Source organism: Rathayibacter sp. AC451 (assembly GCF_979253095.1).
The window spans coordinates 637,755-663,301 of record NZ_CEEDBD010000001.1 but is presented as its reverse complement, the minus strand read 5'-3'; the positions used below and the strand labels follow the sequence as shown (position 1 = coordinate 663,301).

The following is a 25,547-nucleotide window of genomic DNA, read 5'->3' as shown; positions in this document are numbered from 1 at the left end:
CCTCAGCCGGCGGCCGCGACCAGCCCGAGCTCCGCCGCGCGAGCGAGCAGACGGTGCTTCGGGACGACCCGGACGGTGTAGCCGAAGGTGCCGCTGCGATCGAGCTCCACCACACCGGCGTAGGGGGTCCTGCCGACCGCATCGGCGGGGACGACCGCTCCGGCGGCCTCGGCGACCTCGAGGTCCTGACTGCGGACATCGGTGAGCGAGCCGTCCGACGCGGTCGTGCCGTAGACGACCTGCACCGTGACATCCTCGGGCGCGAGATCGCCGAGCAGGACCCCGGCGCGCACCGCCAGCCGATCACCGCGCTGCGGGACCGCGTCGATCCCGCCCGACTCGACCGAGGCGACCGCCACTCCCGGCCATCCGGCGCGGACGCGCGACTTCCACGCCGACAGCTCCTTCGCGGGCTCGAAGTGATCGACGGCGACCTCGCGGCCCGCCTCGGCCGCCGGCCGGTAGAGGGCGTCGACGTACTGCTGCACCATCCGCTCGGCCGACAGCTCGGGCGAGAGCGTCGCCAGGGTGTGCCGGATCGAGCGGACCCAGCGCCTCGGGACGCCGTCGTGGTCGCGCTCGTAGAACCGCGGCACGACCTCCGTCTCGAGCAGCTCGTACAGTGCATCGGCCTCGAGGGTGTCGCGCGCCTCGGGGTCGAGGGCGCGATCGGAGGAGGGGATCGCCCAGCCGTTCTCGCCGTCGAAGTACTCGTTCCACCAGCCGTCGAGGATCGACAGGTTGAGCGAGCCGTTCAGCGCCGCCTTCATGCCGGAGGTGCCGCAGGCCTCGAGCGGGCGCAGCGGGTTGTTCAGCCACACGTCGGTGCCCGGGTAGAGCAGCTGCGCCATGGCGATGTCGTAGTCGGGGAGGAAGACGATGCGACGCCGGACGTCCGCCTCCTGAGCGAAGCGGACGAGACGCTGGATCAGCCGCTTGCCCTCCTCGTCGGCCGGATGCGACTTGCCCGCGATCACGATCTGGATCGGGTGCTCGGGATGCGTGAGCAGCGCGCGCAGCCGCTCCGGGTCGTGGAGCATCAGCGTCAGGCGCTTGTACGTCGGCACGCGACGGGCGAATCCGATCGTCAGCACGTCCGGGTCCAGGAGCTCGTCGAGCCAGGCCGGGGGCAGGCCGCCCGGGTTCTGCTCGGCCCAGGAGCGCGCGGCGCGGATCCGGGCGTCGCGGACGAGCTGCTCGCGCATCGTGCGCCTTGCCGCCCAGAGGTCGTAGTCGCTGAGCGCGCCCGAGGACCAGTCGGCCCGTGTGGTGTCCTCAGTGCCCAGCCGCTCGCGGGCCAGGGACGTCAGGACGGGGTCGGTCCAGGTCGGCGCGTGCACGCCGTTGGTGACCGATCCGATGGGCACCTCGGCGGTGTCGAAACCGGGCCACAGCCCCGAGAACATGCCGCGGCTGACCTCGCCGTGCAGCTGGGAGACGCCGTTGGAGCGCTGCGCGAGGCGCAGCCCCATGACCGCCATGTTGAACATCCGCTCGGAGCCGCCGTCGTACGACTCCGCCCCCAGGGCGAGCACGTCGTCGACCTGGACGCCCGGCAGGAGCTCGGTCGAGAAGTACTCCCGCACCAGCGACAGGTCGAACCGGTCGATGCCGGCCGGCACGGGGGTGTGCGTCGTGAAGACGGTCCCCGCCCTGACCACCTGGAGCGCCTCGTCGAACGCGAGCCCCGAGCCGATCAGGCCCGAGATGCGCTCGAGCCCCTGGAAGCCCGCGTGACCCTCGTTGGTGTGGAACACCTCCGGCAGCGCGGTCCCCGACACCTCGGCCCAGAGCTCGAGCGCGCGGACGCCGCCGATGCCCAGCAGGAGCTCCTGCAGCAGCCTGTTCTCGCCTCCGCCGCCGTAGAGGCGGTCGGTGACCGAGCGGAGCGAGTCCTCGTTCTCGGGGATGTCGGTGTCGAGCAGGAGCAGCGTCACCCGGCCGACCTCGGCCCGCCAGACGCGGGCGTAGAGCGCTCGGCCCTCGGGCAGCGCCAGCACGATCCGGGCGGCCGAGCCGTCGGCGAGGCGGACGACGCGCAGCGGCAGCCCGTCGGGGTCGAGGGAGGGGTAGGACTCGATCTGCCAGCCGTCGGCCGAGAGGCCCTGCGAGAAGTAGCCCGAGCGGTAGAAGAGGCCGACACCCGTCAGCGGGACTCCGAGGTCGGACGACGCCTTGAGGTGGTCGCCCGCGAGGATCCCGAGACCGCCGGAGTACTGGGGCAGCGCGGCCGCGATGCCGAACTCGGGCGAGAAGTAGGCGATGGAGCGCGGGGCCGTCGCGGGCAGCGACTGGTACCAACGCGGCTCGCTCCGGTAGCGCTCGAGCTCCTCGCGCAGCCGCCACGCGTCCTCGACGAAGCCGCGGTCGCCGGCGAGCTCGGCGAGGCGCTCGGGGCTGACCGCGCCGAGCAGAGCGGTGGGGTCGGCTCCCCGCGGCGCCAGAGCTCGGGATCCACGCGCTCGAACAGGCGGCGGGTGGGCTCGTGCCAGGCCCAGCGCAGGTTCCCGGCCAGCTCGCCGAGAGCGGCGAGCTCGGGCGGCAGGACCGATCGGACGGTGAAACGACGGATGGCCTTCACGGGACTCCTCGACTCTCCGCGGACCCCGGCGTGCACGGGCGCAGAGCGCCGGGCTCTCGCGCGCTCGCACACCCTAGCGGACCGGATCGGCCCGCGAGCGGACTCGTCGCGGGCTTCCGCGCGGCGCATTTGCACAGGGCTGCGGGCGGGCGCAACCGGCATGCCGATGCGCGCCGGGGTCGCTACTGTCGTGACGTGGCTCAGACACCTTTCGGCACGTCCTCACACGGCAAAGACGCACGGCGAGCGGCCCGCGGCCGTCCCGCCCCGACCGAGCAGGCGGTGACGCCTCCCGAACCCGCGCCCGTCGCGGAGCAGCAGGCACCGCCCGCGGCCCAGGCACCGGTCCCGGCGGGCAGCGGCTACCGCACCCGCGCGGAGCGCATCCCGATCATCGACCCGCAGCCGAGGCTCGAGGACGACCGCTGGCCCGCGAAGGCGTTCGTCGGCGAGGTCGTCCCGTTCGCCGCCACCGCGTTCCGCGAGGGCCACGACCTCATCGGCGTGGACCTCCTCCTGACCTCGCCCTCCGGCGCCGAGTCGCAGCACCGCATGGCGCTCCTCGCCACCGGCACCGACCGGTACGGACGCCTGGTGCTGCTGGACGCCGAGGGCGACTGGACCTACCGCATCCGCTCGTTCGCCGACGACTGGGCGACCTGGCTGCACACCGCCGAGATCAAGATCCCGGCTGGTCTCGACATCGACGTGACCTTCGCGGTCGGCGCTCAGCTGCTCGGAACGGCGGCCGAGGACGCCACGCGCTCCGGCGCCGAGCGCTCGCTGCTCGCCGAGGCCGCCTCGAGCGTCGGCGACACCTCGCTGTCCCCGGAGGAGCGACTCGCCGCCGCCGAGGACGCGGCGGTCCACGGCGCGCTCGCCCAGCGTCCGGTGATGAGCCTCTCGAGCCTCTCCGAGCCGCGCACCGTGCACGTGGAGCGCACCCGGGCGGGCGTCGGCGCCTGGTACGAGTTCTTCCCCCGCTCCGAGGGCGCCGTGCGCCACGAGGACGGCACCGTCTCGAGCGGCACGTTCCGCACGGCGGCGAAGCGCCTCCCGGCCGTCGCGGCCATGGGCTTCGACGTGCTCTACCTGCCGCCGATCCACCCGATCGGGCGCACCTTCCGCAAGGGGCCCAACAACACGCTGGACGCCGGCCCCTCCGACCCCGGCTCGCCCTGGGCGATCGGCGCGGCCGAGGGCGGGCACGACGCGATCCACCCCGACCTCGGCACGGTCGAGGACTTCACCGCGTTCCACGACGCCGTGAAGGAGGCGGGCCTCGAGCTCGCCCTCGACTTCGCCCTGCAGGCGTCGCCCGACCACCCGTGGGTGACGAGCCACCCGGAGTGGTTCACGACGCTCCCCGACGGCACGATCGCCTACGCCGAGAACCCGCCGAAGAAATACCAGGACATCTATCCGATCAACTTCGACAACGACCCCCAGGGCATCCGCCAGGAGTCGCTGCGGATCCTGCGCCATTGGATCTCCCTCGGGGTCAAGATCTTCCGTGTCGACAACCCGCACACGAAGCCGCTCGACTTCTGGGAGTGGATCATCCACGAGGTGAACGCCGAGCACCCGGACGTCGTCTTCCTCGCGGAGGCGTTCACCCGGCCGGCGATCATGCGCGCTCTGGGCAAAGTGGGCTTCCAGCAGTCGTACTCGTACTTCACCTGGCGCAACACCAAGGAGGAGCTCGCGGAGTTCTTCACGAGCATCTCGCACGAGACGGCCGACTACATGCGGCCGAACCTCTTCGTGAACACGCCGGACATCCTCACCGAGTACCTGCAGTACGGCGGCCCGGCGGCGTACAAGGTGCGTGCGGCCCTCGCTGCGACGGCCTCGCCGCTCTGGGGCGTCTACGCCGGCTACGAGCTCGTCGAGAACGTCGCCCGTCCGGGTGCCGAGGAGAACATCGACAACGAGAAGTTCGAGTACAAGACGCGCGACTGGGACGCCTCCGAGGCCTCCGGACGCTCACTCGCGCCGTACATCACGCGGCTCAACGAGATCCGGAAGGCCCACCCGGCGCTCGCGCAGCGCCGGAACCTCCAGGTGCACGGCAGCGACGACGACGCGATCATCGTCTACACGAAGCACCTGCAGAAGGAGTTCACGGGGACCGGCACGGCCGACACCCTGATCATCGTGGTCAACACCGACCCGCACTCCGCCCGGGAGACGACGGTGCACCTCGACCTCCCCTCCCTCGGTCTGGAGTGGGGCGACAGCTACGAGGTCGAGGACCTGATCACCGGGGCCGTCTGGACCTGGTCGAGCGACAACTACGTGCGCCTGGACTCCTTCGTCGAGCCGGTGCACATCCTGAGCGTGAAGGCGGACGAGCGATGAGCGGCACTGTTCCCGGCGGAGACGTCCCCACCCCGGCCGACGAGGCCGGACTCGAGCCGCGTGCCGAGTCGGTCGTGACCACGGGCACGAGCTCGGCGACGACCACCGGCACCGGCATGGACGAGGCGCCGGTCCCGGCCGCGGCGACCGGTTCGGACGACGCGTCGGACGGCGGCGCCGCCGTCGACGGTCCGCAGGTGGCGGACGGCGCGACCGGTGCGGCAGCGGCCGACTCCGTGATCGAGGGCTCCGCCGCGATCGAGCTCCCCGTGATCGAGGAGTGGATCCTGCAGCAGCTCGCGACGGGCAGCAACGCGCTCCCCCACCACGTGCTCGGACAGCACGTGGTCGCGGCGCCGGGCGTCGTGGATCCGGTGACGGTCGTGCGCGTGCGCCGCCCGCTCGCCGAGAAGGTCGTCGCCGTGCTCTCCACCGGAGCGCGCGTCGAACTGACCCACCTGCACGACGGCATCTGGCAGGGCTTCCACATCCTCGGCCCGCAGCCGTACACGATCGAGGCGCGGTACGGCGACGGCGGCGAGTGGACCGCGGAGGATCCCTACCGGTTCTCCAAGACGGTCGGCGACTTCGACCTCTACCTGATCGGCGAGGGCCGCCACGAGCGGCTCTGGGAGGCTCTCGGCGCACGGCACCGCGAGCACGAGGGCGTCTGGGGCACCTCGTTCTCGGTCTGGGCGCCGCACGCCCAGGCCGTGCGCGTCGTCGGCGACTTCAACGACTGGAGCGGCGAGGGCCACTCCCTCCGCAACCTCGGGGTCACCGGCGTCTGGGAGATCTTCGTCCCGGGTCCCGAGCCCGGCGCCCCGTACAAGTTCGACCTGCTCTCGCGGGACGGCCGCTGGGTCCGCAAGGCGGACCCGATGGCGCGGTCCACGGAGGTCCCGCCCGCGACCGCCTCGCGGATCCCGGTCTCGCACCACCGGTGGAGCGACTCCGCGTGGATGGAGCAGCGCGCCGCCGTCGACCCGCACGGGCAGGCGCTCAGCGTCTACGAGATCCATCTCGGCTCCTGGCGCCCCGGCCTGGGCTACCGCGACCTCGCGGATCCGCTGATCGAGTACGTGACCGAGCTGGGCTTCACCCACGTGGAGTTCATGCCGCTCGCCGAGCACCCCTTCGGCGGCTCCTGGGGCTACCAGGTCACCGGCTACTACGCGGCCTCCAGCCGCTTCGGCACCGCCGACGACCTCAAGTACCTGATCGACCGGCTGCACAAGGCCGGCATCGGCGTCATCGTCGACTGGGTGCCCGGACACTTCCCCAAGGACGACTTCGCGCTCGCCCGCTTCGACGGCGAACCGCTCTACGAGCACCCGGACTGGCGCCGTGGCGAGCAGATGGACTGGGGCACCTACGTCTTCGACTTCGGTCACACGCAGGTCCGCAACTTCCTCGTCGCGAACGCGCTCTACTGGCTCGAGGAGTTCCACGTCGACGGACTGCGCGTCGACGCCGTGGCGTCGATGCTCTACCTCGACTACTCCCGCAAGGAGGGCGAGTGGCTGCCGAACGAGCACGGCGGACGCGAGCACCTCGAGGCGATCAGCTTCCTGCAGGAGGTGAACGCCACGGCCTACAAGCTCTACCCCGGCATCATGATGATCGCCGAGGAGTCGACCAGCTGGCCGGGCGTCACCCAGCCCACCGTCTCGGGCGGGCTCGGCTTCGGGCTCAAGTGGAACATGGGCTGGATGCACGACTCGCTGGACTACATGGCGAACGACCCGCTGTGGCGCCAGTACCACCTGGGCGAGATCACCTTCTCGTTCGTCTACGCGTTCAGCGAGAACTTCGTCCTGCCGATCAGCCACGACGAGGTCGTGCACGGCAAGGGCTCGCTGATCCAGAAGATGCCCGGCGACCACTGGCAGCAGCGGGCGAACCTGCGGGCCTACCTCGCCTTCATGTGGGCGCACCCGGGCAAGCAGCTGCTGTTCATGGGCCAGGAGTTCGGCCAGTACTCCGAGTGGTCGGAGGAGCGGGGCCTGGACTGGTGGATCCTCGACCAGCCCGCTCACCGCGGCCTCTTCGACCTGGTCGGCGCTCTGAACCGCGTCTACCGCGAGTCGCCGCAGTTCTGGGAGCTCGACTTCGACCAGGCCGGCTTCGAGTGGATCGACGGCGGCTCGGCCGCTCCGAACGTCATCTCGTTCTTGCGCAAGGACAAGCAGGGTCGACCCGTCGCGGTGATCGTCAACTTCTCGGGGTCGCCGGTGCACGGCTACCGCGTGAGCCTGCCGGTCGCCGGTCGCTGGGAGGAGCTGCTGAACACGGACGCCGAGATCTACGGCGGTTCGGGAGTGGGCAACTTCGGCTCCGTCGAGGCGAAGGACGAGCCGTGGTCCGGCCGCCCCGCCTCCGCCGAGGTCGTCCTCCCCCCGCTGGCCGCCCTCTACCTGCGCCCCGCCTCCGACTGACCCCGGAGCCCCGTCACGGCGGGCGGAGCGGGCGCCCAGCGCCCCTCCGCCCGCCGTTCTCGTTCCATCCCACCGATCGGCGACCTACGACCGGCGGCGACCCTTCTCGGCGCAACTGCCACGAGCCCGCGGCGACGCACGTTCACCGGCGACCCACGCGCGCGTCACGCCCGGTCGAGGGAACTAGGCGCGGCGCACACGATCGAGCGAGTCGTGCGCAGCACGCTCCTTCGAAGGAGCCGTGCGCAGCACGCTCAGTAGAAGAACCCCTGAGCAGCACCCTCAGCCCAAGGAGCCGTGCGCAACACGCTCACTCGAAGGAGCCGTGCGCAGCACGCTCACCCCCGTCCGCGCCGAGCCCGACCGCGCAACGGAGGTCTCGCTCGAGTCCCGGAGGACTGACCAGCCGCCCGTCTGCGAGGCGATGAGCGAGAAACGCGTACCAGCGTTTCGAGCGAGCCGTTCGCAGGACGCTCTGCGATGCGCGACCACCCACCCAGCCGACTGCGGCAGGGCGAGCGCATGCGCTCGCCCCGCCAAAGGACTCAGTACAGCAAGCCCGTCAACCGCGCCCGCGCCTTGTTCACGCGGGGGTCGGTGGTCCCGACGATCTCGAACAGCTCGAGCAGTCTCGCCCGGACGCTCGCCTTCCCGTCGGCGTCGAGCCGGGGGAAGATCGACAGCAGGCGGTCGAAGGCGTCCTCGACGTGGCCGCCGGAGACATCGAGATCGGCGACGGCGAGCTGCGCGTCGAGGTTCGAGGGCTCGGCGGCTGCGGTGGAGCGCACCTCCTCCAGGGTCTTCCCCTGGAGTCGCTTCAGCAGCTTCACCTGTGCGAGACCGGCGACGGCGAGGTCGTCGCGCGGGTTCTGTGCGATGGCGGTCTCGTACTCGGTGATCGCTGCGTCGTAATCGCCGGCGTCGATGGCGTCGTACGCCTCCTGGTGGTGCGGCGGCAGAGGGGCTGCCTCGGGTTCGGCACCGTCCTCGGTCGCGACGCCCTCGACGGGGACCGACCCCGTCACTCCGTTCTGCGCGGCGAGCTGGAGCAGCTGCTCGAGCAGGTCGCGGAGCTGCTCCTCGGTGATGAGTCCGCTGAACAGCGGCACCGGGCGCCCGGCGATGACGGCGGCGACGGTCGGCACGGACTGCACCTGGAACGCCTGGGCGAGCTGGGGGCTCGACTCCGCGTCGACGCCGACGAGCACGAACGCTCCGGCGTACGAGACGACGACCTTCTCGAGCAGCGCGGTCATGCTCGTGCTCTGCTCGGACCAGGAGCCGCGCAGATCCACGATGACGGGGACGCGTGAGGAGAGCTGCACGACCTGGTCGAACTCTGCGTCGCCGGCGGTGAGCAGCAGCGGGTTGGCGGGGGCCGATCCGGCGGGCGCGCCTCCGGGAGCGGCGGCCGGCGCGGGCGGCTGAGGCGCGCGCCGGTTCACGAGGCTGGACAGGTCGACGGCGCCGCGGAGGTTTCCGGGCAGGGGCGGGACGGCGCTCACGGCAGCTGCACCACCGAGACGAGTCCCTGGCTCCATCCGAGCATGACGATCTTCTCCTCCGATCCGACGGGCGGTACGTAGAACAACAACTGATAACCGTAGGTGGTCTCGATGCCCGTCGTCGACTTGTCGGTGCCGAGCAGCGTCTGCGAGGCGCCGGACGTCGAGACGGTCGACCCCTCCGCGGTCGGTCGGACCGTGGAGACCTCGGCGATGCTCGCGGCGACGAGGGCGCCCGAGTCGTTCGTGGCGAGGGCGATGGTGGGCGAGGTGCCGGCCTTGTTCGAGAACTCGATCGAGGCGGTGTCGGGCAGCGCCTCCCGGTCGGCGGTCTTCTTGTCGACGCCGACCTGGCCGCGCAGGGTGTCGCCCTCGGGGGCGAACAGCTCGGCGTACTGGCTCGCGTCGCCGTTGGCGAGGATGTCGGCGTAGGCCGCTCCCACCGTCTCGGGCGCGAGGGTCATCAGCTTGGAGTCGGGGGCGACGATCGAGGTGCCGACGGTGACGGGCGCGACATCGGGGATGCGGGCGTTGGCCTCGAGCGAGATCGCGTAGTCGACCTTGTAGTCCACGCGCGGGCTGGCCTGGCTCATCATCAGGGCGATGGGCGCCGTGGTCGTGTCGGCGGGGTCCCCGACCACGGCGGTGACCAGGCGCGGCCACGTCTCGGTGTCCTGAGGCAGGACGACGCTGACCGGGGAGGCGGGGATCGCCTGCGGCGGATCGATCGTCCCGCCCTTGTTCACGACGTCGTAGTTGGTGGTCCGCTCGGTCAGGGCCTCGCCCTGGAAGCGCTCGGCGAGCACCGACGCGTCGCGGGCCGCGTCGGCGGCCGACGCGACGTCGGCGATCGAGGCGACGATCGCCTCCGCCTGCTGCGTGGTGACGACGGGGGTCGGGATCTCGGCGATCGGCTCCGCTCCGGCGGTGGACGTCGCGGTGGCGGTCGGGGTCGCGCTGGCGCCCACCGCGAGGTCGGGCCAGTAGTCGGAGCTGCAGCCCGCGAGCAGTGCGGTCGTTCCGAGCACGACCGGCAGGACGAGGAGTCCGCGGCGGCGGCTCGGCGCCGGCGAGGCGAGCGACGCCTGGATCCCGGCGCGGGCGCGCGGGCGGCGGGCGCCGCGCGGCACCTTGCCCTGCGGTCCCTTGCGACGCGGTCCGTGCTGGCGGCGCAGGTGCACGAAGGCCCAGACGTAGAGACCGAGGCCGATGAGGAGGAACAGGGCGCCGCCCGCGAGGAGCGGTCCGGCCAGCGGGGTCGCGGTGTCCACGGGCCAGCTCACCCGGATCTCGTCGGCCGCCGGAGCGGTGCCGTCGGTGGCGATGAGCAGGGAGATGTCCTCAGGCACATCGAGTGCGACGTCGATGCGGCCGGCGCCCTCGACCTGCTCGAGCCAGAGGTCGGCACCACGGGGGTCGACGACGGCGGCATCGGCGGTGGCGTCGTCCGCCGCGAGCTCGATCGGCGTGCCGGTCTCGGTGGTGGCGGTGAGCTCGTCGGTCTCGGCGTCGTAGCCGATCTCGTCGTACTCCGAGCCTCCGACCCAGCCGAGCACGTCGCTCGTGCGGGCGTAGGTGAGGACCAGGTCGCCCTCCCCCTCGACGGTGATCGACTGGCGGCCCTCGTTGGAGGCGAGCACGCTGCCGTCGACGACAGCGTAGGGCGCATCGGAGTCGAGGACCGCTCGGGCGGTGAGCGACTCGGGCGGGGCCCACACCGTCCTCTGACCGATGCCGAGGGCGATCAGCGCTGCTGCGATGACCGTGGCGATGATGGCGAAGACGAACCGCACGAAAGTACTCCTCCTGCGTTGCCGGATCGGGGTGGCGGCCTCCGCCGGTTCGGGTGGTACGACGGACCGGGGCGCGACGGCAACAGACAAAGACAGTCCACGATAGCCGATGCCCTCCGACGAACCCAGGGAACAGCCGAGAGTGCGCACGGTCGGCGGCGCGCGCGGGTGTCGCCCCGGGCCGGGAGCGAGCCGCTGACTAAACTTCCCGGAGTGCCGCGAGCGTGGCGCTGATCCATCCGGAGGAGACGACGTGGCAAGCGACGAGGCCGAATTCACCCAGGCGTTCCGCGGGTACGACCGCGACGAGGTCGACAAGGCCATCCAGGGTCTGCGGCGCGAGCTGATCCACGCGAACACCCAGGCGGCCGAGAGCGGCCGCGAGTCCAAGCGGCTCGCCGCGCGCATCGACCAGCTCGAGAAGGAGCTGCAGCAGGTCGGCGCCCCGACCTACGCGGGTCTGGGCGCCAAGCTCGAGCACACCCTCCGCGTGGCGGAGGAGCAGTCCGAGCGGATCATCGCGCAGGCCGAGAACGACGCGTCGGCGCTGCGGCGCTCCACCCGCGACGACGGCGACCGGATCCTGCAGGAGGCGCGCGACGAGGCCGAGCGCCTCGTGTCGGAGGCGCGCCGCCGTGCCGACCGGACCCGCAACGAGTCCGAGGCGCAGGCCGCCGCCACCCTCGGCAAGGCCGCCGACGACCGGGACGTCATGACGCAGGACGCGGTCCGGGAGGCGGCCGCCATCCGCGGCACCGTCGCGACCGAGGCCGCCGAGACCCGGGCGACCGCGAAGCGCGAGGCCGCCGCCATCCGCTCCGAGGCCGAGCGCGAGGCGGCCGAGATGCGCGCCGTCGCCGCCCGGGAGGTCGAGATCGCCCGCGCCGAGGCCGCGCGCCTGGCGCAGAGCAACGAGCTCCTGCGCGCCGAGGTCGCCTCCGAGGTGGCCCGCCTCCGCGCCGCCGTCGAGGCCGAGATCGCCGAGGCCCGCGCCGCCGTCGCCGCCGAGGTGTCGTCGGCACGCGCCGCGCTGGACGCCGATGTGACGTCCGCTCGCGCAGCGCTCGACGCCGAGCTGGTGGCCGGGCGCGCGGAGGCCGCCCGCGAGCTCGACGATCAGCGGACGCGACTGGCGCACGAGCGGGCCGAGGCCGTCGCACTGCTCGACGCCGAGATCGCAGGACTGCGCAGCGCGGCGGCCGACGAGGCCTCCGCTCTCTCGCGCGACGTGGAGCAGGCGCGCATCGACCTGACCGTCGAGCTCGCGGCCCGTCGCGAGGAGGCCGACCGCGACCACCTCCTCCGCCACCAGGAGGCCGTGGCGCAGACGCAGCGCTACCTGGACGAGTCGAACCTGCAGCTGGCCGACGCCCTGCGGCGCGCGAACGACAAGCGCCTCGAGGCCGATGCTCTGCGCAGCGACGCCCTCGACGAGACCACGCGACTGCGCCGCGACGCCCAGGACGAGTCGGACCGCCTCCTCGCCGAAGCGCGCGAGCGGGCGCAGGAGATGATCGCCGATGCCGAGAAGCGCAACAGGCAGCTCGTCAGCACCGCGGAGGGGCGCCTCGACGAGATCCGCACCGAGCGCGATGCGATCGCCGGCTACGTGAAGGGCTTGCGCGGCCTGATCGGGCACATCGACGAGATCGCGGGCGACTCGGGCGAGGAGTCCGACGACGACGGATCGGAGCGCTCCTCCCGCTGAGTCGAGGAGACGGATCAGGGGAGGAGCCCGCGGAAGCGGGCTCCTCCCCTTCTCACGGCTGGGCCGCGGTGATCAGCCCAGCTCGCCCGCCCACTCGGTCGGCAGCGGGGAGGACGCCGGTGCGACGACGCGCACGATCTCGTCCAGCACCCGCCTCGTCTGCGCCTCGCCCACCCAGAGGTGCTTGCCCCCGTCGACGGCGACGAGCTCGATCTGCGGAACGGACGCGAAGCGCTCCGCGGCGGCTTCGGGGCGGAGGTAGTCGTCGAACTCGGGGATGAGCGCCACGAGCGGGCGACCGTCCCCGGCCCACGCCGCGACCTCGTCGGCCGTGGCGCGGTGCAGCGGCGGCGACAGGAGGATCGCCCCGTCGACCGGGTGCTCCCTCCCCCACTTCAGCGCCAGCTCCGTGCCGAAGGACCAGCCGACCAGCCAGGGGTGCGGGAGGCCGCGGTCGGCGACCAGCTGCATCGCCGCAGCGACGTCGGCGCGCTCCCCCGTCCCTCCGTCGAACGCACCCTCGCTGGTGCCGCGCGGCGAGGACGTCCCTCTCGTGTTGAAGCGCAGGACGGCGAGATCGGCCAGCGCCGGCAGGCGGGCAGCAGCCTTGCGCAGGATGTGCGAGTCCATGAACCCGCCGTGGGTGGGGAGGGGATGCAGGGTCACCAGCGTCGCGACCGGCTCCCGCTCGAGCGGCAGGGCCAGCTCGCCGACGAGCACGAGCCCGTCGGAGGTCCGCAGCTCGATCTCCTCGCGCCTCGCGGGGAGGACGACGCCTCCGCGGATCTCGTTCGTCATCGTGCTCCTTCGATGCGCCAGCAGTGGCTGTGCCAGTGACGGCGTCCGGCGAGATCCGCCGCGTCGCCGAGTGCTCCGTCGCCGCGCCAGACGACGACGTGCGCGAGGCCCACGTCGATGGTCTGGCCGCAGCCGGGGCAGAGGTAGTTCTTGACCGCGCGGGCGGAGGAGACGGGCTGCACGTTCCAGTCGCGGCCTCCGCGGATCTCGGTGCGGCGCCAGCCCGCCATCATCTGCGAGAGGTCGCGGGGTTCGTCGTCGCCCTCGCGCCGACTCCCCCGAGGTCGATTGCTGCGCGGCATCCCCCCAGTGTAGGAGCCGCTCTCAGTGCGAGGTGTCGTCCAGCTCGAGCCGGGTCTCCTCGGCGTCGAGCATCATCTGGGCCCGCCGCAGGATCCGCGACGAGTAGAGACCGCGTCCCCTGGCCTCCAGCAGCGCCTCGCGCTCGGCGAGCAGGACGGCGCGGCGCAGCAGCAGGTACTGGGCGTGCGGGCCGAGCGGAGCGGCCTCGTCGCGGTCCACCTGCTCCCACGCGACCTGCGAGCGGGTGAGGGTGTCGCGACGGACCCGCTCGAGCACGCGCGGGCCGACCACCCCGTCCGGAAGCTCCGCCACCGCCTCGGGCAGCGCCTGGATCCCCGTCGCCGCGACCTCGTCGAGCAGCGTCGCGAGCTCGCGTCGATCGGCGTCGCGGTCGCTCCCCTGGATCCCCGTCAGCCGGATCAGGGCGGGGAGCGTCGCCCCTTGCAGCAGCAGCGTCACGACGGCGACGGTGAAGGCGATCAGGATCAGCTGCTCGCGGTACGGCGTCTCGGCCGGCAGCGACTGCGCCGCGGCGAGCGTGACCACGCCGCGCATCCCGGACCACGACAGGATCACTCCGCCCCGCCAGCCGAAGGCCTCGCTGGTGGTCGCCGCCAGGTCGGTCTCGCGACGGGTGTAGAGCTTCTCCGCGCGGACCTGGCGTCGGCGGAAGCGCTCGTCCGTCGTCGCGCTGTTGCGCAGGCGCATGACCCCCACCGCCAGGCGGCGGTTGATGCGCTCGGCCCGGCGCCCGGAGTTGCGCAGCCACACCAGGAGCGGCCAGACGAAGAGCGTCCGCAGCACGATCAGCAGCACCACGGTCGCGAGCCCCAGGAAGACCGCCTCGCCGACCCCCAGCTCGCCGGGTTCGACCTCGCCGATGATCACCTTGATCTCGGCGCCCATCAGCAGGAAGACGCCGTTCTCGAGCAGGAACTGGACGGTGCGCCAGTTCACCCGCTCGCTGATCCGCGACTGCGGGCTGAGGAAGCGGGCGCTGTTGTGCCCGGTGTAGATGCCGGTGACGACGACGGCGAGCACACCGGACGCGCCCAGCTCTTCCGCCGGGATGTAGGCCAGGAACGGGACGGCGAAGGAGACGGCGGTATCGAGCACCGGGTCGCGGAGCTTGGAGCGGACGAAGACGGTGATGACGCCCATCACCATCCCGAGCACGATCGCCATGACGACGGAGTAGACGAAGAGCACCCCGACCTCGCCGATGTCGATCGCATCGGCCGAGACCGAGGCGCCCACGACGGCCGTCGCCGCCGTCGCCGCACGCAGCAGCACCAGCGCGGAGGCGTCGTTCACGAGGCTCTCGCCCTCGAGCACGGTGACGAGACGCGGCGGCAGCCCGAGCTTCTTGCCGATGGAGGTCGCCGCGACCGCGTCGGTCGGACTGACGACGGCGCCCAGCGCGATCGCCGCCGGAAGGCTCAGGTCGGGGAGGAGGAGGTAGAGGAAGACGCCCACGACGATCGCCGTCACGAAGACGAGCAGCACGGACAGGCCGAAGATCGACCGGAGGTTCCGCCGGAGATCGGTCAACGGCACCTGGATCGCGGCGGAGTAGAGCAGCGGCGGCAGCACGCCCGCCAGGATCAGCTCCGGCTCGACCTCGATCTCGGGCACGCCCGGAAGGTAGGAGGCGCCGATGCCGACGACCACGAGGACGAGCGGAGCCGCGATGCCCAGGCGGCTCGAGAAGCGCGCGACCGTGACGACGGTGATGATCCCGACGACCCCGAGCAGCGCGTAATCCACTCCTCCAGGCTACCGAGAGGCGGCGGAGCTCCCGGGACGCGGAAGGGCCCCGTCACCGAGGTGAGGGGCCCCGTTCGCCGTGTGGAGGGAGCGCTCAGTACCAGTTCATCGCCTCGGAATGCGCCCAGGCGCCGCAGGGCGAGCCGTAGCGGCCTTCGATGTAGCCGAGGCCCCAGGTGATCTGGGTGGCGGGGTTGGTCTGCCAGTCGCCGCCGGCGGTGGCCATCTTGTTGCCGGGAAGAGCCTGCGGGATGCCGTAGGCGCCGCTCGACTTGTTCTCGGCGAACGTGTTCCAGCCGGACTCGCGCGTCCAGAGCAGCACCAGGCAGTCGTACTCGCTGTCGGCCCAGCCGCGCTGCACGACCATGTCGTACGCGATGGCCTTGGCGGACCCCGGATCGGGAGCCGCCGAACGCGCCACGGGTGCAGGAGCCTCGTACTCGTCCTCCTCGGCCTCGACCTCCTCGGTCTCGGTGGGGGTCGGAGTAGGAGTGGGCGTCGGAGTCGGCTTCGCCTGCGCGTCGAACGTGTCGCGCTGCACGGCCCTCTCGACCGCGCCGACGACGACGAGCCGCTGGGACGGATCTCCATCAAAGCGCGCCGGAGCCTGGTAGTAGGGCGAGGCCACGGCACCGCTGGAAGGGTCGACGACCGAGACCATCACGAATCCGATGGACGCTGCGAACGCGAGGACGGCCAGGGGGAGGCGTCCTCGGGAACGGCGTGCTGGGGCCTGACGCGGAACCGGGGGCTTCACGGCCGAGGGCCGCGAGACGGGTGGCTGGGCGACGGCGTTCGATTCAAGCTTACCCACGATTACGAAAGCATAACGGACCGGGACCCGATGTTCCAGGACCGCCGCGGAACGTCAGCGGACGGCCAGCATCACGTCGACGACCGTGTCGAGGACGAAGTCGACCTGCGGCTCCGAGTACCCGCCCCGCTGAGGGGCGAAGGAGACGGTCCGGACGTCGTCGACACTGAGGACGGAGCCGTCGCGGAAGTAGCCCGAGATACGATCCGAGAACGCGTCGACCTGCCGGATGTTGTACCCGGTGGTCAGCGCGCCCAGCCGCTGGAAGCGCTCGCGCTGCGGGCGGGCGAGGCGGTTCACGACCTCCTGGGCCGTCGCGCGGGCCTCCTTGAGCCAGACGTCCTCCCCCCTTCGCGGCGATGGCGTACTGCCGCTCCCTGCTGGCGAACGCGTCCTCGAGCCGCTCGAGCGCGGCGTCGACGTGCGGCGCGGAGTAGCCGCCCTTGCGCAGGGTGAAGGCGGTGTGGCGGAGGTCCGCCGCGCGGAGGTCGGCCGGGCCTCCCGAGAGCTGGGCGTACGCCTCCCGAGCCGAGGAGAGGAAGGAGTCGACCTCCTCGACGTCGTAGCCGGGGCGGTTGTCACGGGCACGAGGGAAGGGAGCGGTCACTCGGACATTCTGCCAACTGCGGGGCCGAGTCCGAGCACCGGCGCGTCGCCGGGCGGTGGGAGCCGCCTCCGAGACCGGATCGACCCGGTCTCCTCGTCAGTGCGCGAAGACGAAGTACAGCACGTACGCCGCGGCGGCCGACGGCAGGATCGAGTCCAGCCGGTCGAGCACTCCGCCGTGGCCCGGCAGCCAGGAGCTCATGTCCTTGATGCCGATGTCGCGCTTGATCAGCGACTCCGCGAGGTCGCCCAGCGTGGCCGTGAGGAGCACCACCGCGCCGAACACGGCGCCGACCCACCACGGCTGATCCAGCAGCAGGACAGCGAGCAGGACTCCCGCGACGATGCCGGCCACGGCGGCACCGGCGAAGCCCTCCCAGGTCTTCTTCGGACTGATCCGCGGCGCCATGGGGTGCTTCCCCCACGTCAGACCGCTCGCGTACGCGGCGATGTCCACGAGGATCACGAGCAGCAGGAAGGAGAGCGCCCAGAGCTGACCCCCCTCCTCGGCCACCAGGCGCACCGCGAAGGCGCCCAGGAACGTCACGTAGGCCTGCACGAACGCACCGAGGCCCATGTCGAGCAGCAGATCGCGGCGCGACGAGGAGGTACGGCCGAGGACCTGCTCCCCCAGCCGCCAGAGCGCGACGAGGAGCGAGCCGCCGAGGACCGCGAGCCAGGCGGCCGACAGTCCGCCGTAGTAGGCGGCAGGCACCACGATCACCCCGGCGATGCCGGTCGGGATCCGCGGGATGTCGCGGCCGGCGTGCCGGAGCGCGTTCGAGAGCTCCAGCGCCGCGAGGAGCACAAGGGCCCCGGCCAGCACCATGAAGAGCTCCTTGATCAGGAGCAGGCTCACGCCCATGGCGCCGACGCCGATCACTCCGATCAGCGTGGCCGAGACGAGGTTGCGGCCGGATCGAGCGGTGAGCCGGTCGTTGGTGGCCTCGAGCTGCGCCCGGGTCGCCTCCAGTTGACGCTCCACATCGGCGCGACGCTGCTGCGCCCGCGCGACGAGAGCGTCGCGGGTGACCATCCGCGAGCCGCGGGCACCCGGGACGTGCGGCGTCTGTCGCTCCTCCCCGTGCTCGGAGCCCTCGGATTCGTCGGCCACCACTAGACCTCGAGCAGCTCGGTTTCCTTGCGCTTGAGAGCCTCGTCGATCGCGTCGACGTGCTTCTTCGTGACGGCCTCGAGCTCCTTCTCGGCGCGGCCGACCTCGTCATCGCCCAGCTCGCCCTTCAGCGCGTCCAGGTCGTCCTTGCCCTTGCGGCGGATGTTGCGGACCGCGATCTTCGCATCCTCGGCCTTGGTGCGGACGATCTTCACGAACTCCTTGCGGCGCTCGGCGGTGAGCTCGGGCAGGGTGACGCGGATGATCGTGCCGTCGTTCGTCGGGTTGGCGCCGAGGTTCGGCATGTCCCGGATGGCCTGCTCGATGTCGCGGAGCGAGCCCTTGTCGTACGGCGTGAGGACGAGGGTGCGCGCCTCCTGGTTCTGCATCGACGCCAGCTGCGAGAGGGGCGTCGGGGTGCCGTAGTAGCTCACGAGCACCTTCTGGAACATGCCGGGGTTCGCGCGGCCGGTCCGCACGGTGGCGAAGTCCTCCTTCGCGACCTCCACGGCCTTGTCCATCTTGGTCGTCGCGTCGGCGAGTACATCCGAGATCACGGGAGCTCCTTAGAAGAGAGAAGTGGTCAGTCTAGTTCGAGACGAGAGTGCCGAGCCGGGCCCCGCGGATGGCCTTCGCCACGTTGCCCGAGGGCTCCATGCCGAACACCTGCATCGGCATCCCGTTGTCCATGCAGAGGCTGAAGGCCGTGGAGTCGACGACCTTCAGGCCGCGCTGGAGCGCCTCCTGGTAGGTCAGCGCGTCGAGCTTCTTGGCGTCGGGGTTCGTGCGCGGGTCGGCGTCGTACACGCCGTCGACACCGTTCTTCGCCACGAGCACCACGTCGGCGTGGGTCTCGAGCGCGCGCTGCGCGGCGACGGTGTCGGTCGAGAAGAAGGGCAGGCCGGCTCCGGCGCCGAAGATCACGACGCGCCCCTTCTCCATGTGCCGGATGGCGCGGCGGGGGATGTACGGCTCGGCGACCTGGGTCATCGCGATCGCGGACTGGACGCGCGTCTCGGCGCCGGCCTGCTCGAGGAAGTCCTGGAGGGCGAGGGCGTTCATCACCGTGCCCAGCATGCCCATGTAGTCGGCGCGTCCGCGGTCCATGCCGCGCTGCGACAGCTCCGCGCCGCGGAAGAAGTTGCCTCCTCCGACCACGACCGAGATTTCGACCTCGGTCGCCGCGTCGGCGATCTCGCGAGCGAGCGCGCTGATCACATCGGGATTCACCCCGAGGGTCCCGGCTCCGAACGCCTCCCCCGAGAGCTTCAGAAGCACCCTGCGGCGCTTGCCCGTCGTCATCGCATCCGTCTGCGTCATGGACGTGTTTCCTCCCGTGGACCCGTACAAACCTATCCCGCGCGGAGCACGCCCCGCGACCACGCCCGGGGCACTCCCCCGGGCAGAGCGAAGGGAGTCCGGGTCGACTGAACGACCCGGACTCCCCTGCTGCGTGCTACGCGCCGACCTTGAACCGGGCGAAGCCCGAGACGGTCAGGCCCGCGTCGCCGACGACCTTGCTGACGGACAGCTTGTTGTCCTTGGCGTAGTCCTGGTCGAGCAGCGCGACCTGCTTGAAGTACGCGTTGACGCGACCCTCGATGATCTTCGGCAGGGCGGCCTCGGGCTTGCCTTCGCCGCGCGAGATCTCCTCGACGATGCGGCGCTCGTTGTCGACCTCCGACTGCGGGACGTCGTCGCGCGAGAGGTAGGACGGGTTGGCGAACGAGATGTGCTGCGCGATCGAGCGAGCGGTCTCGGCGTCGTCCCCGGCGTAGCCCACGACCACGCCGACCTGCGGGGGCAGGTCCTTGTTGGTCTTGTGCAGGTAGATGGCGAAGTGCTCGCCCTGCACGGTGGCGATGCGGCGGAGCTCGACCTTCTCGCCGAGGATCGCAGCCTCGTCGTTGATGAGGTCGGCGACGGTCTTGTCACCGGCGGGGGCCGCGAGGGCCTCCTCGACGGTGGTGGAGCCGGCGGCGACGACGGCGGCGAGCACCGAGTCGGCCAGGGCGATGAACTTCGTGCCCTTGGCGACGAAGTCGGTCTCGCACGCGAGCTCGATCAGGGTGGCGACTCCGCCGTTCTCCGCGGCGGCCACGAGGCCCTCGCTGGTGGAGCGGTCGGCGCGCTTCGCGTTGCCCTTGGCGCCCTTGAGGCGGAGGATCTCGACCGCCTTGTCCAGGTCGCCGTCGGCCTCGACGAGCGCGTTCTTCGTGTCGACCATGCCGGTACCGAGCTGCTCGCGCAGCGTCTTGACGTCAGCGAGGCTGAAATTGGCCATAGTTCTGCGAACTCCTCTGTGGTTCTGGCGTCCGGCCGACCCGGTGGTTCCCGGTCGACTGCGGGACTCCAGTCTGTCTGAAGTGGTGATCGCGGTGGCGATCGGGTGCCTGTCCGAGCGGAGCCGGGCGCCTGCGGTCAGCAGTGCGCCCGGCTCCGGCTCAGGAGGGGTGTCAGGCGGTGGCGGTCTCGTCGGCCGGGGCCTCGGTGGTCGCCTCGTCGGCGGCGGGCGCCTCGGTCTCGGCGGGAGCCTCGTCCGCGGCGGGGGCCTCGGCGTCGGCGACGGCCTCATCGGCGGTGGCGGCCTCGGCGTCGGCGACCTTCTCGGTCTCGGCGCCGGCCTGCGGCTCCTGGCCCTGGAGAAGCTCCTTCTCCCACTCGGCCAGCGGCTCGACGGCGGAGACGTTGCCCTCGGCCTCGGGCTTCTGGTGGCGCTGGATCAGGCCCTCGGCGGCGGCGTCGGCGACGATGCGGGTGAGCAGGCTCACCGAGCGGATCGCGTCGTCGTTGCCCGGGATCGGGTACTGGACCTCGTCCGGGTCGCAGTTCGTGTCGAGGATGCCGATGACCGGGATGCCCAGCTTCTTGGCCTCGTCGATCGCGAGGTGCTCCTTCTTGGTGTCGACGACCCACAGCGCGGACGGGGTCTTCGACAGGTTGCGGATGCCGCCGAGCGACTTGTGCAGCTTGTCGAGCTCCCGCTTCTTGATGAGGAGCTCCTTCTTGGTGAAGCCGCTCTTGGTGGTGTCGTCGAAGTCGAGCTCCTCGAGCTCCTTCATGCGCGCGAGGCGCTTGGAGACCGTCTGGAAGTTGGTGAGGAGGCCACCGAGCCAGCGCTGGTTCACGTAGGGCTGGCCGACGCGGGTCGCCTGCTCGGCGATCGCGTTCTGCGCCTGCTTCTTCGTGCCGACGAAGAGGATGGTGCCGCCGTGGGCGACCGTCTCCTTGACGAAGTCGTAGGTCTTGTCGATGTAGGCCAGCGACTGCTGGAGGTCGATGATGTAGCTGCCCGAGCGCTCGGTCAGGATGAAGCGCTTCATCTTCGGGTTCCAGCGGCGGGTCTGGTGCCCGAAGTGGACGCCGCTGTCGAGCAGCTGGCGCATGGTGACGACTGCCATGAGTCGTTCTCCTTGTCTCGGGGTCCGGGCGCACGACGGCGCCGAACTCCCGTTCGGTTGTCTGCGACGGCCGGTCGGCACGTCGCCCTGGCGCCCGGCGTGCTCCCGCCTTCCCCGCGTGAGCGGAGGAGGACCGTGGGGAGCGGAGGCCGAATGGGCGCGCGTAGTCACCCCGACGAGCGAGGTGCTCCGAGCATCCTAGCACCGCGGAGGCCGCCTCCCCCGCTGATGCGGGAGGGCGGCCTCCGGGGTGCCGTGGGGCGCTGCTAGTTGCGCGCCGACTTCATCACGGTGCGGATGTGCAGGGTGTCCATCTCCTCCAGCGATCGGCCCTTGGTCTCGGGCACGAACATGAAGACGAAGACGAACGAGATGGCGGCGAACGCGGCGTAGAGGCCGTAGGCGAGCGTCAGCGAGACGTCCTGCGAGAGGATCGGGAACGTCACCGTGATGGCGAAGTTGGCGATCCACTGAGCCGAGGCGGCGAGTCCGAGCGCGGCGGCGCGGATCCGGTTCGGGAAGATCTCGCCGAGCAGGACCCAGACCAGCGGGCCCCAGGTCGCGCCGAAGAAGACCACGAAGGCGTTGGCCGAGACCAGGGCGATCGGGCCCCAGGCACCGGGCAGCGAGACGTCCTCGCCGTTGATCGTCGACTGGCTGAACGCGATCGCCATCAGAGCGAGCGAGACCGCCATGCCGGCGGAGCCGATGAGCAGCAGTGGCTTCCGGCCGACCTTGTCGACCAGGAAGATCGCGACGAAGGTGACCACGACGTTCACGACGGAGGTGAAGACCGAGATGGCGAAGGAGTTCGACTCGTCGAAGCCGACCGCGCTCCAGAGCGACGTGGAGTAGTAGAAGATCACGTTGATGCCGACGAACTGCTGGAACACCGAGAGCAGGATGCCGACCCAGACGACGGGCAGGAGGCCCAGTGCGGGACCGCGCAGGCTCGAGCGCTTGGCGTTCTCGGCGTCCTCGTCGATGCGCTTCTGGATGTCGGCGAGTGCGTCGTCGACCTCTTCGCGGGGCGTGACGGTCGCGAGGACGCGGCGCGCCTCCTCCGTCTTGCCGCGCGTGGCGAGGAAGCGCGGCGACTCCGGAAGGGTCAGGGCGAGCAGGCCGTAGATGACGGCCGGGACGGCGCAGGCGATGAACATCCAGCGCCAGGCGGCTACGCCGAACCAGTACGGCTCGGACGCGCCGTTCGCGCCCTCGGCGATGAGTGTGTCCGAGAGCAGCGCGGCGAAGATGCCGAGCGTGATCGCGAGCTGCTGCAGCGAGGCGAGGGCTCCGCGGATCGCCTTGGGGGCGATCTCGGAGATGTAGGTGGGGGCGATCACCGAGGCGATGCCGATGCCGAGGCCTCCGACGACCCGCCACAGGACCAGGTCCCAGACGGCGAACGCGGCGCCGGCGCCGATGGAGGAGACGAAGAAGAGGGCGGCGCCGAGCAGCATGACCTTGATGCGGCCCCAGCGGTCGGCCAGGCGCCCCGCGATGTACGCGCCGAGCGCGCAGCCCAGCAGCGCGGACGCGACGGCGAAGCCGATGAGCGCGGCGGAGAGGTCGAACTCGCCCTGCACCGCCTCGACCGCGCCGTTGACGACGGAGGAGTCGAAGCCGAAGAGGAACCCGCCGACCGCGGCGGCGATGGCCAGGCCGATCACCTTCCTCCGGAGCTTGGCGGCTGAAGGGGCCGGTGTCTCGGATCGTCCGCTGGTCATGATCGTCTCCGCTCTTGCTGCCGGTCGGCGGCGCTGATGGCGCCCCGTCCCGGATTCACGCGAAGCGACGTTACTCCCGCCCGCGAGTCGGCCTCGACGGGTTGCGCTCGAGGGTGATCAGGGAGACTCCTCCACCGGAGGGGTTCGTGGAGCTTCTCCCCCGGTCGCGCCGCTGGTCGGCCCGCGGCGGTCGTCCGAGCACCAGGGTGGCGGGATGCCGACCTCCTCGCTGCTCCGCCCGGGCGTGTTCCTGGCGCTCGCGCTGCTCGCCTCCGCCCTGCCTCCGGCCTTCCCTGCCGCGTTCATCGCGCCTGCTGCGGCCTCGCCGGCGCCTGCGCTCTGGTCGTCTCCGGTGCCGGGCTTCGAGGTGATCGAGCCGTGGCGGGCGCCGGAGCACCGGTTCGCTGCGGGTCACCGGGGCATCGACCTGGCGGCGATCGCGGGCGCCCCGGTCGTGGCGGTGACCGGCGGGACGGTGTCGTTCGCCGGCCGCGTCGTGGACCGCGGGGTGGTGAGCATCGCACACGCCGACGGGCTGGTGTCGAGCCTGGAGCCGGTGGAGGCGACCGTGGCGGAGGGAGCCGTGGTCGTGGCCGGTGAGGTCATCGGCACCGTCGGAGCGGGAGGGCACTGCGACGGGCGCTGCGTGCACCTCGGAGTGCGGGCCGACGGGGACTACATCTCTCCGATGCGCTTCTACGGCGGCATCCCGCGGGCGGTTCTGCTGCCGCTCGACGGAGCGTCAGGCGCGCGGGTGCGCGAGCCGGTAGGCGTCGCGGATGCGCTCGGTCGAGACGTGCGTGTAGATCTGCGTGGTGCCCAGGCTCGCGTGACCGAGCATCTCCTGCACGGTACGGAGGTCCGCGCCTCCGTCGAGCAGGTGGGTGGCGGCGGAATGGCGGAGCGTGTGAGGACCCGAGGGGCCGGACCCGTCCTCGAGGAGGCGGGTGACCACTCCGTAGACCGTGCGGGGCGTCAGGCGCGCACCGCGGCGGCCGAGCAGGAGCGCGTTCCGCGACTCCGGCTTCGCGAGGAGCGGCCGGGCCTTCTCGAGGTAGGCGACGAGCGCTTCCTTCGCCGGGACCCCGAAGGGGACGACGCGCTGCTTGGAGCCCTTGCCGGTGACGAGGACGGTGAGCCGCGAGAGGTCGAGGTCGTCGACATCGACGGCGACCAGTTCCGAGACGCGGATTCCCGACGCGTAGAGCAGCTCGATGATCGCCAGGTCGCGGAGGGCGACGGGATCGTCCGTGGTGCCGCGCGCCGCGACCACGTCGATCACCTGCTCGGTCTGCGCCTGCGTGAGGACGTGCGGGAGCGGCCGCCCGGCCTTCGGGGTGCGCAGGCGTGCGGCGACGTCGGTCGGGATCCGCTCGGTCCGCTGCGCCCACGACGAGAACGAGCGGACCGCCGCGGTGCGGCGCGCGAGCGTGGCGCGGGCGACTCCGGTCTGCGTCTGGTGCCAGAGCCAGTCGCGGAGGAGCTCGAGGTCGACGTCGGCGAGGGCCGTGACTCCCTTCGTGGCGGCATGCGCTGTCAGGGTGGCGAGATCGCCGCGGTAGCCCTTCGCGGTCGCCGGTGAGAGCGAGCGCTCGTCGAGGACGTAGCGGAGGAAGTCGTCGACGGCGCCGGCGAGGCTCTGCTCACGCACTTGGCCTCACGCCTCGACGGCGGGCATGCGCGACCAGAGGTCGATGCGGCCCTGCTCGTCGAGCTCCTCGAGCCGCTCGAGGAGGTCGGTGCCGAAGCGGGTGGCGATCGGAGCCGACGCACTCGGCACGAGGGAGGTCGCGATCGTCTCGGGGTGCACGTGGACGAGCGAGAAGCTCTGCGCACCGTCGATGCCCCGCAGCTCGCGCTCGGGGGCGCCGAGATCCATGGTGTAGCTGGTGGCTCCGGCGACGAAGACGGGGACATCGGCGAACGTCGCGGCTGTGGGGTAGTGCAGGTGCCCGCCGAGGATCGCGCGGACGTCGCTGCCTCTGACCACCTCCTCGAGGCGCTCCATCCCGCGCAGCTCGAGCACCGTCATGGCGCCGAGCGGAGTGGGGAGCGGCGGGTGATGGAGGGCGAGGACCGTGCCGAGCGGTGCGGGCGTCGCGAGTTCGCGCTCGAGGCTCTCGAGCTGCGTGGCGGTGAGCTCGCCGTGGTGGAAGCCGGGAACCGCGCTGTCGAGCGCGATGAGCCGAAGTCCGTCGAGGTCGACGACCTGGTCGACGGGGGTCTCGCGGTCGTCGGGCTGCTGCTCGAGGAGCACCCGGCGGAACGCGGACCGCTCGTCGTGGTTGCCCATGACCCAGACGACCGGGCAGCCGAAGCGCGCGCCGAGCGGATCGACGGCCGCCTTCACCCGCCGGTACGCGTCCTCCTCGCCCCGGTCGGCCACGTCACCCGTGATGACGATCGCGTCGAGTCGGCCGCCGCGCTCCTCGAGCCGCGCGAGGGCCTGGTCGAGGCGCGCGACCGTGTCGACGACTCCGTAGAGAGGAGCGCCTTCGGCGAGGAAGTGCGTGTCGCTGAGGTGGGCGACGACCCGATCGGCCGCCCGGAACTGCCCGAGCTGCGGGCGCTCCCCCGTGTTCGCCTCGTCGTTCATGCCGCTCCCCTCACTGACCTGCTGTCAGCGTAGGG

Annotated in this window: 18 protein-coding genes and 3 pseudogenes; 4 read left to right on the top strand and 17 right to left on the bottom strand. The window is 71.6% G+C overall.

Annotation, left to right across the window (positions count from 1 at the left end; all coding sequences use genetic code 11):
• Positions 1 to 2: 2 nt before the first annotated feature.
• Positions 3 to 2,581 (bottom strand): annotated as a pseudogene (gene glgP, locus AC0CID_RS03105) (alpha-glucan family phosphorylase).
• 282 nt (positions 2,582 to 2,863) lie between these two features.
• Here glgP and AC0CID_RS03100 point away from each other — a divergent pair.
• Positions 2,864 to 4,942, top strand: a complete 2,079-nt coding sequence (locus tag AC0CID_RS03100; protein WP_465225754.1) for an alpha-1,4-glucan--maltose-1-phosphate maltosyltransferase — start codon at positions 2,864 to 2,866, stop codon at positions 4,940 to 4,942.
• Positions 4,939 to 7,380, top strand: a complete 2,442-nt coding sequence (glgB, locus tag AC0CID_RS03095) for a 1,4-alpha-glucan branching protein GlgB (RefSeq protein WP_465225753.1) — start codon at positions 4,939 to 4,941, stop codon at positions 7,378 to 7,380. Before AC0CID_RS03100 ends, glgB begins: the two co-directional genes overlap by 4 nt.
• Positions 7,381 to 7,925: 545 nt before the next feature.
• Here glgB and AC0CID_RS03090 read toward each other — a convergent pair.
• Entirely contained in the window at positions 7,926 to 8,885 is a 960-nt protein-coding gene (locus AC0CID_RS03090; protein WP_465225752.1) for a tetratricopeptide repeat protein, read from the bottom strand.
• Entirely contained in the window at positions 8,882 to 10,678 is a 1,797-nt protein-coding gene (locus AC0CID_RS03085) for a DUF8094 domain-containing protein (RefSeq protein WP_465225751.1), read from the bottom strand. The genes AC0CID_RS03090 and AC0CID_RS03085 overlap by 4 nt, the downstream gene beginning before the upstream one ends.
• A gap of 253 nt (positions 10,679 to 10,931) precedes the next feature.
• Here AC0CID_RS03085 and AC0CID_RS03080 point away from each other — a divergent pair, with 253 nt between their 5' ends.
• Positions 10,932 to 12,386: a DivIVA domain-containing protein gene (locus AC0CID_RS03080; protein ID WP_465225750.1), complete on the top strand. Its 1,455-nt coding sequence runs from the start codon at positions 10,932 to 10,934 to the stop codon at positions 12,384 to 12,386.
• Between the two features lie 72 nt (positions 12,387 to 12,458).
• Here AC0CID_RS03080 and AC0CID_RS03075 read toward each other — a convergent pair whose 3' ends face one another.
• The 12 genes and pseudogenes from AC0CID_RS03075 to AC0CID_RS03020 all read right to left on the bottom strand — a co-directional run bounded on the left by AC0CID_RS03075 (position 12,459) and on the right by AC0CID_RS03020 (position 22,916).
• Positions 12,459 to 13,184: an alpha/beta hydrolase gene (locus AC0CID_RS03075; RefSeq protein WP_465225749.1), complete on the bottom strand. Its 726-nt coding sequence runs from the start codon at positions 13,182 to 13,184 to the stop codon at positions 12,459 to 12,461.
• On the bottom strand, positions 13,181 to 13,486 hold the full coding sequence (locus tag AC0CID_RS03070) for a hypothetical protein (RefSeq protein WP_465225748.1): 306 nt from the start codon (positions 13,484 to 13,486) through the stop codon (positions 13,181 to 13,183). Before AC0CID_RS03070 ends, AC0CID_RS03075 begins: the two co-directional genes overlap by 4 nt.
• A gap of 22 nt (positions 13,487 to 13,508) precedes the next feature.
• The gene (locus AC0CID_RS03065; protein WP_465225747.1) at positions 13,509 to 15,254 is read right to left on the bottom strand and encodes a cation:proton antiporter; all 1,746 of its coding nucleotides are present in this window, start codon (positions 15,252 to 15,254) and stop codon (positions 13,509 to 13,511) included.
• Between the two features lie 94 nt (positions 15,255 to 15,348).
• Entirely contained in the window at positions 15,349 to 15,915 is a 567-nt protein-coding gene (locus AC0CID_RS03060) for an aggregation-promoting factor C-terminal-like domain-containing protein (protein WP_465225746.1), read from the bottom strand.
• Between the two features lie 207 nt (positions 15,916 to 16,122).
• Entirely contained in the window at positions 16,123 to 16,368 is a 246-nt protein-coding gene (locus tag AC0CID_RS03055) for a DivIVA domain-containing protein (RefSeq protein ID WP_465225745.1), read from the bottom strand.
• Between the two features lie 133 nt (positions 16,369 to 16,501).
• Positions 16,502 to 16,675, bottom strand: a pseudogene (locus AC0CID_RS03050) (DivIVA domain-containing protein); the annotation flags it as partial.
• Between the two features lie 96 nt (positions 16,676 to 16,771).
• Positions 16,772 to 17,788, bottom strand: a complete 1,017-nt coding sequence (locus AC0CID_RS03045; protein WP_465225744.1) for a phosphatidate cytidylyltransferase — start codon at positions 17,786 to 17,788, stop codon at positions 16,772 to 16,774.
• A gap of 2 nt (positions 17,789 to 17,790) precedes the next feature.
• Positions 17,791 to 18,345 carry a ribosome recycling factor gene (gene frr / locus AC0CID_RS03040; protein WP_251945303.1) on the bottom strand — a complete coding sequence of 185 codons (555 nt, stop codon included), beginning with the start codon at positions 18,343 to 18,345 and terminating at the stop codon, positions 17,791 to 17,793.
• A gap of 31 nt (positions 18,346 to 18,376) precedes the next feature.
• Positions 18,377 to 19,090 (bottom strand): UMP kinase, encoded by a 714-nt coding sequence (gene pyrH / locus AC0CID_RS03035; RefSeq protein WP_251945334.1) that lies wholly within the window; start codon positions 19,088 to 19,090, stop codon positions 18,377 to 18,379.
• Between the two features lie 154 nt (positions 19,091 to 19,244).
• On the bottom strand, positions 19,245 to 20,072 hold the full coding sequence (gene tsf / locus AC0CID_RS03030) for a translation elongation factor Ts (protein ID WP_465225743.1): 828 nt from the start codon (positions 20,070 to 20,072) through the stop codon (positions 19,245 to 19,247).
• A gap of 172 nt (positions 20,073 to 20,244) precedes the next feature.
• Complete coding sequence (gene rpsB / locus AC0CID_RS03025; RefSeq protein WP_465225742.1) at positions 20,245 to 21,189, bottom strand: 30S ribosomal protein S2; 945 nt, start codon at positions 21,187 to 21,189, stop codon at positions 20,245 to 20,247.
• Positions 21,190 to 21,455: 266 nt separating this feature from the next.
• Positions 21,456 to 22,916: a sugar porter family MFS transporter gene (locus AC0CID_RS03020; RefSeq protein WP_465225741.1), complete on the bottom strand. Its 1,461-nt coding sequence runs from the start codon at positions 22,914 to 22,916 to the stop codon at positions 21,456 to 21,458.
• 214 nt (positions 22,917 to 23,130) lie between these two features.
• Here AC0CID_RS03020 and AC0CID_RS03015 point away from each other — a divergent pair.
• Positions 23,131 to 23,544: pseudogene (locus AC0CID_RS03015) on the top strand (peptidoglycan DD-metalloendopeptidase family protein); the annotation flags it as partial.
• Between the two features lie 114 nt (positions 23,545 to 23,658).
• Here the strand turns inward: AC0CID_RS03015 and AC0CID_RS03010 are convergent.
• The gene (locus tag AC0CID_RS03010; protein WP_465225740.1) at positions 23,659 to 24,567 is read right to left on the bottom strand and encodes a tyrosine recombinase XerC; all 909 of its coding nucleotides are present in this window, start codon (positions 24,565 to 24,567) and stop codon (positions 23,659 to 23,661) included.
• Between the two features lie 6 nt (positions 24,568 to 24,573).
• On the bottom strand, positions 24,574 to 25,512 hold the full coding sequence (locus tag AC0CID_RS03005; RefSeq protein WP_465225739.1) for a phosphodiesterase: 939 nt from the start codon (positions 25,510 to 25,512) through the stop codon (positions 24,574 to 24,576).
• Positions 25,513 to 25,547 lie beyond the last annotated feature (35 nt).

What these genes read in the sequence shown, in the direction of transcription:
- glgB (WP_465225753.1), top strand. Translation starts at nt 4,939, where the DNA reads ATGAGCGGCACTGTTCCCGGCGGAGACGTCCCCACCCCGGCCGACGAG.
- AC0CID_RS03075 (WP_465225749.1), bottom strand. Translation starts at nt 13,184, where the DNA reads ATGACGAACGAGATCCGCGGAGGCGTCGTCCTCCCCGCGAGGCGCGAG.
- AC0CID_RS03070 (WP_465225748.1), bottom strand. Translation starts at nt 13,486, where the DNA reads ATGCCGCGCAGCAATCGACCTCGGGGGAGTCGGCGCGAGGGCGACGAC.
- AC0CID_RS03060 (WP_465225746.1), bottom strand. Translation starts at nt 15,915, where the DNA reads ATGGTCTCGGTCGTCGACCCTTCCAGCGGTGCCGTGGCCTCGCCCTAC.
- pyrH (WP_251945334.1), bottom strand. Translation starts at nt 19,090, where the DNA reads ATGACGACGGGCAAGCGCCGCAGGGTGCTTCTGAAGCTCTCGGGGGAG.
- tsf (WP_465225743.1), bottom strand. Translation starts at nt 20,072, where the DNA reads ATGGCCAATTTCAGCCTCGCTGACGTCAAGACGCTGCGCGAGCAGCTC.
- rpsB (WP_465225742.1), bottom strand. Translation starts at nt 21,189, where the DNA reads ATGGCAGTCGTCACCATGCGCCAGCTGCTCGACAGCGGCGTCCACTTC.
- AC0CID_RS03020 (WP_465225741.1), bottom strand. Translation starts at nt 22,916, where the DNA reads ATGACCAGCGGACGATCCGAGACACCGGCCCCTTCAGCCGCCAAGCTC.
- AC0CID_RS03005 (WP_465225739.1), bottom strand. Translation starts at nt 25,512, where the DNA reads ATGAACGACGAGGCGAACACGGGGGAGCGCCCGCAGCTCGGGCAGTTC.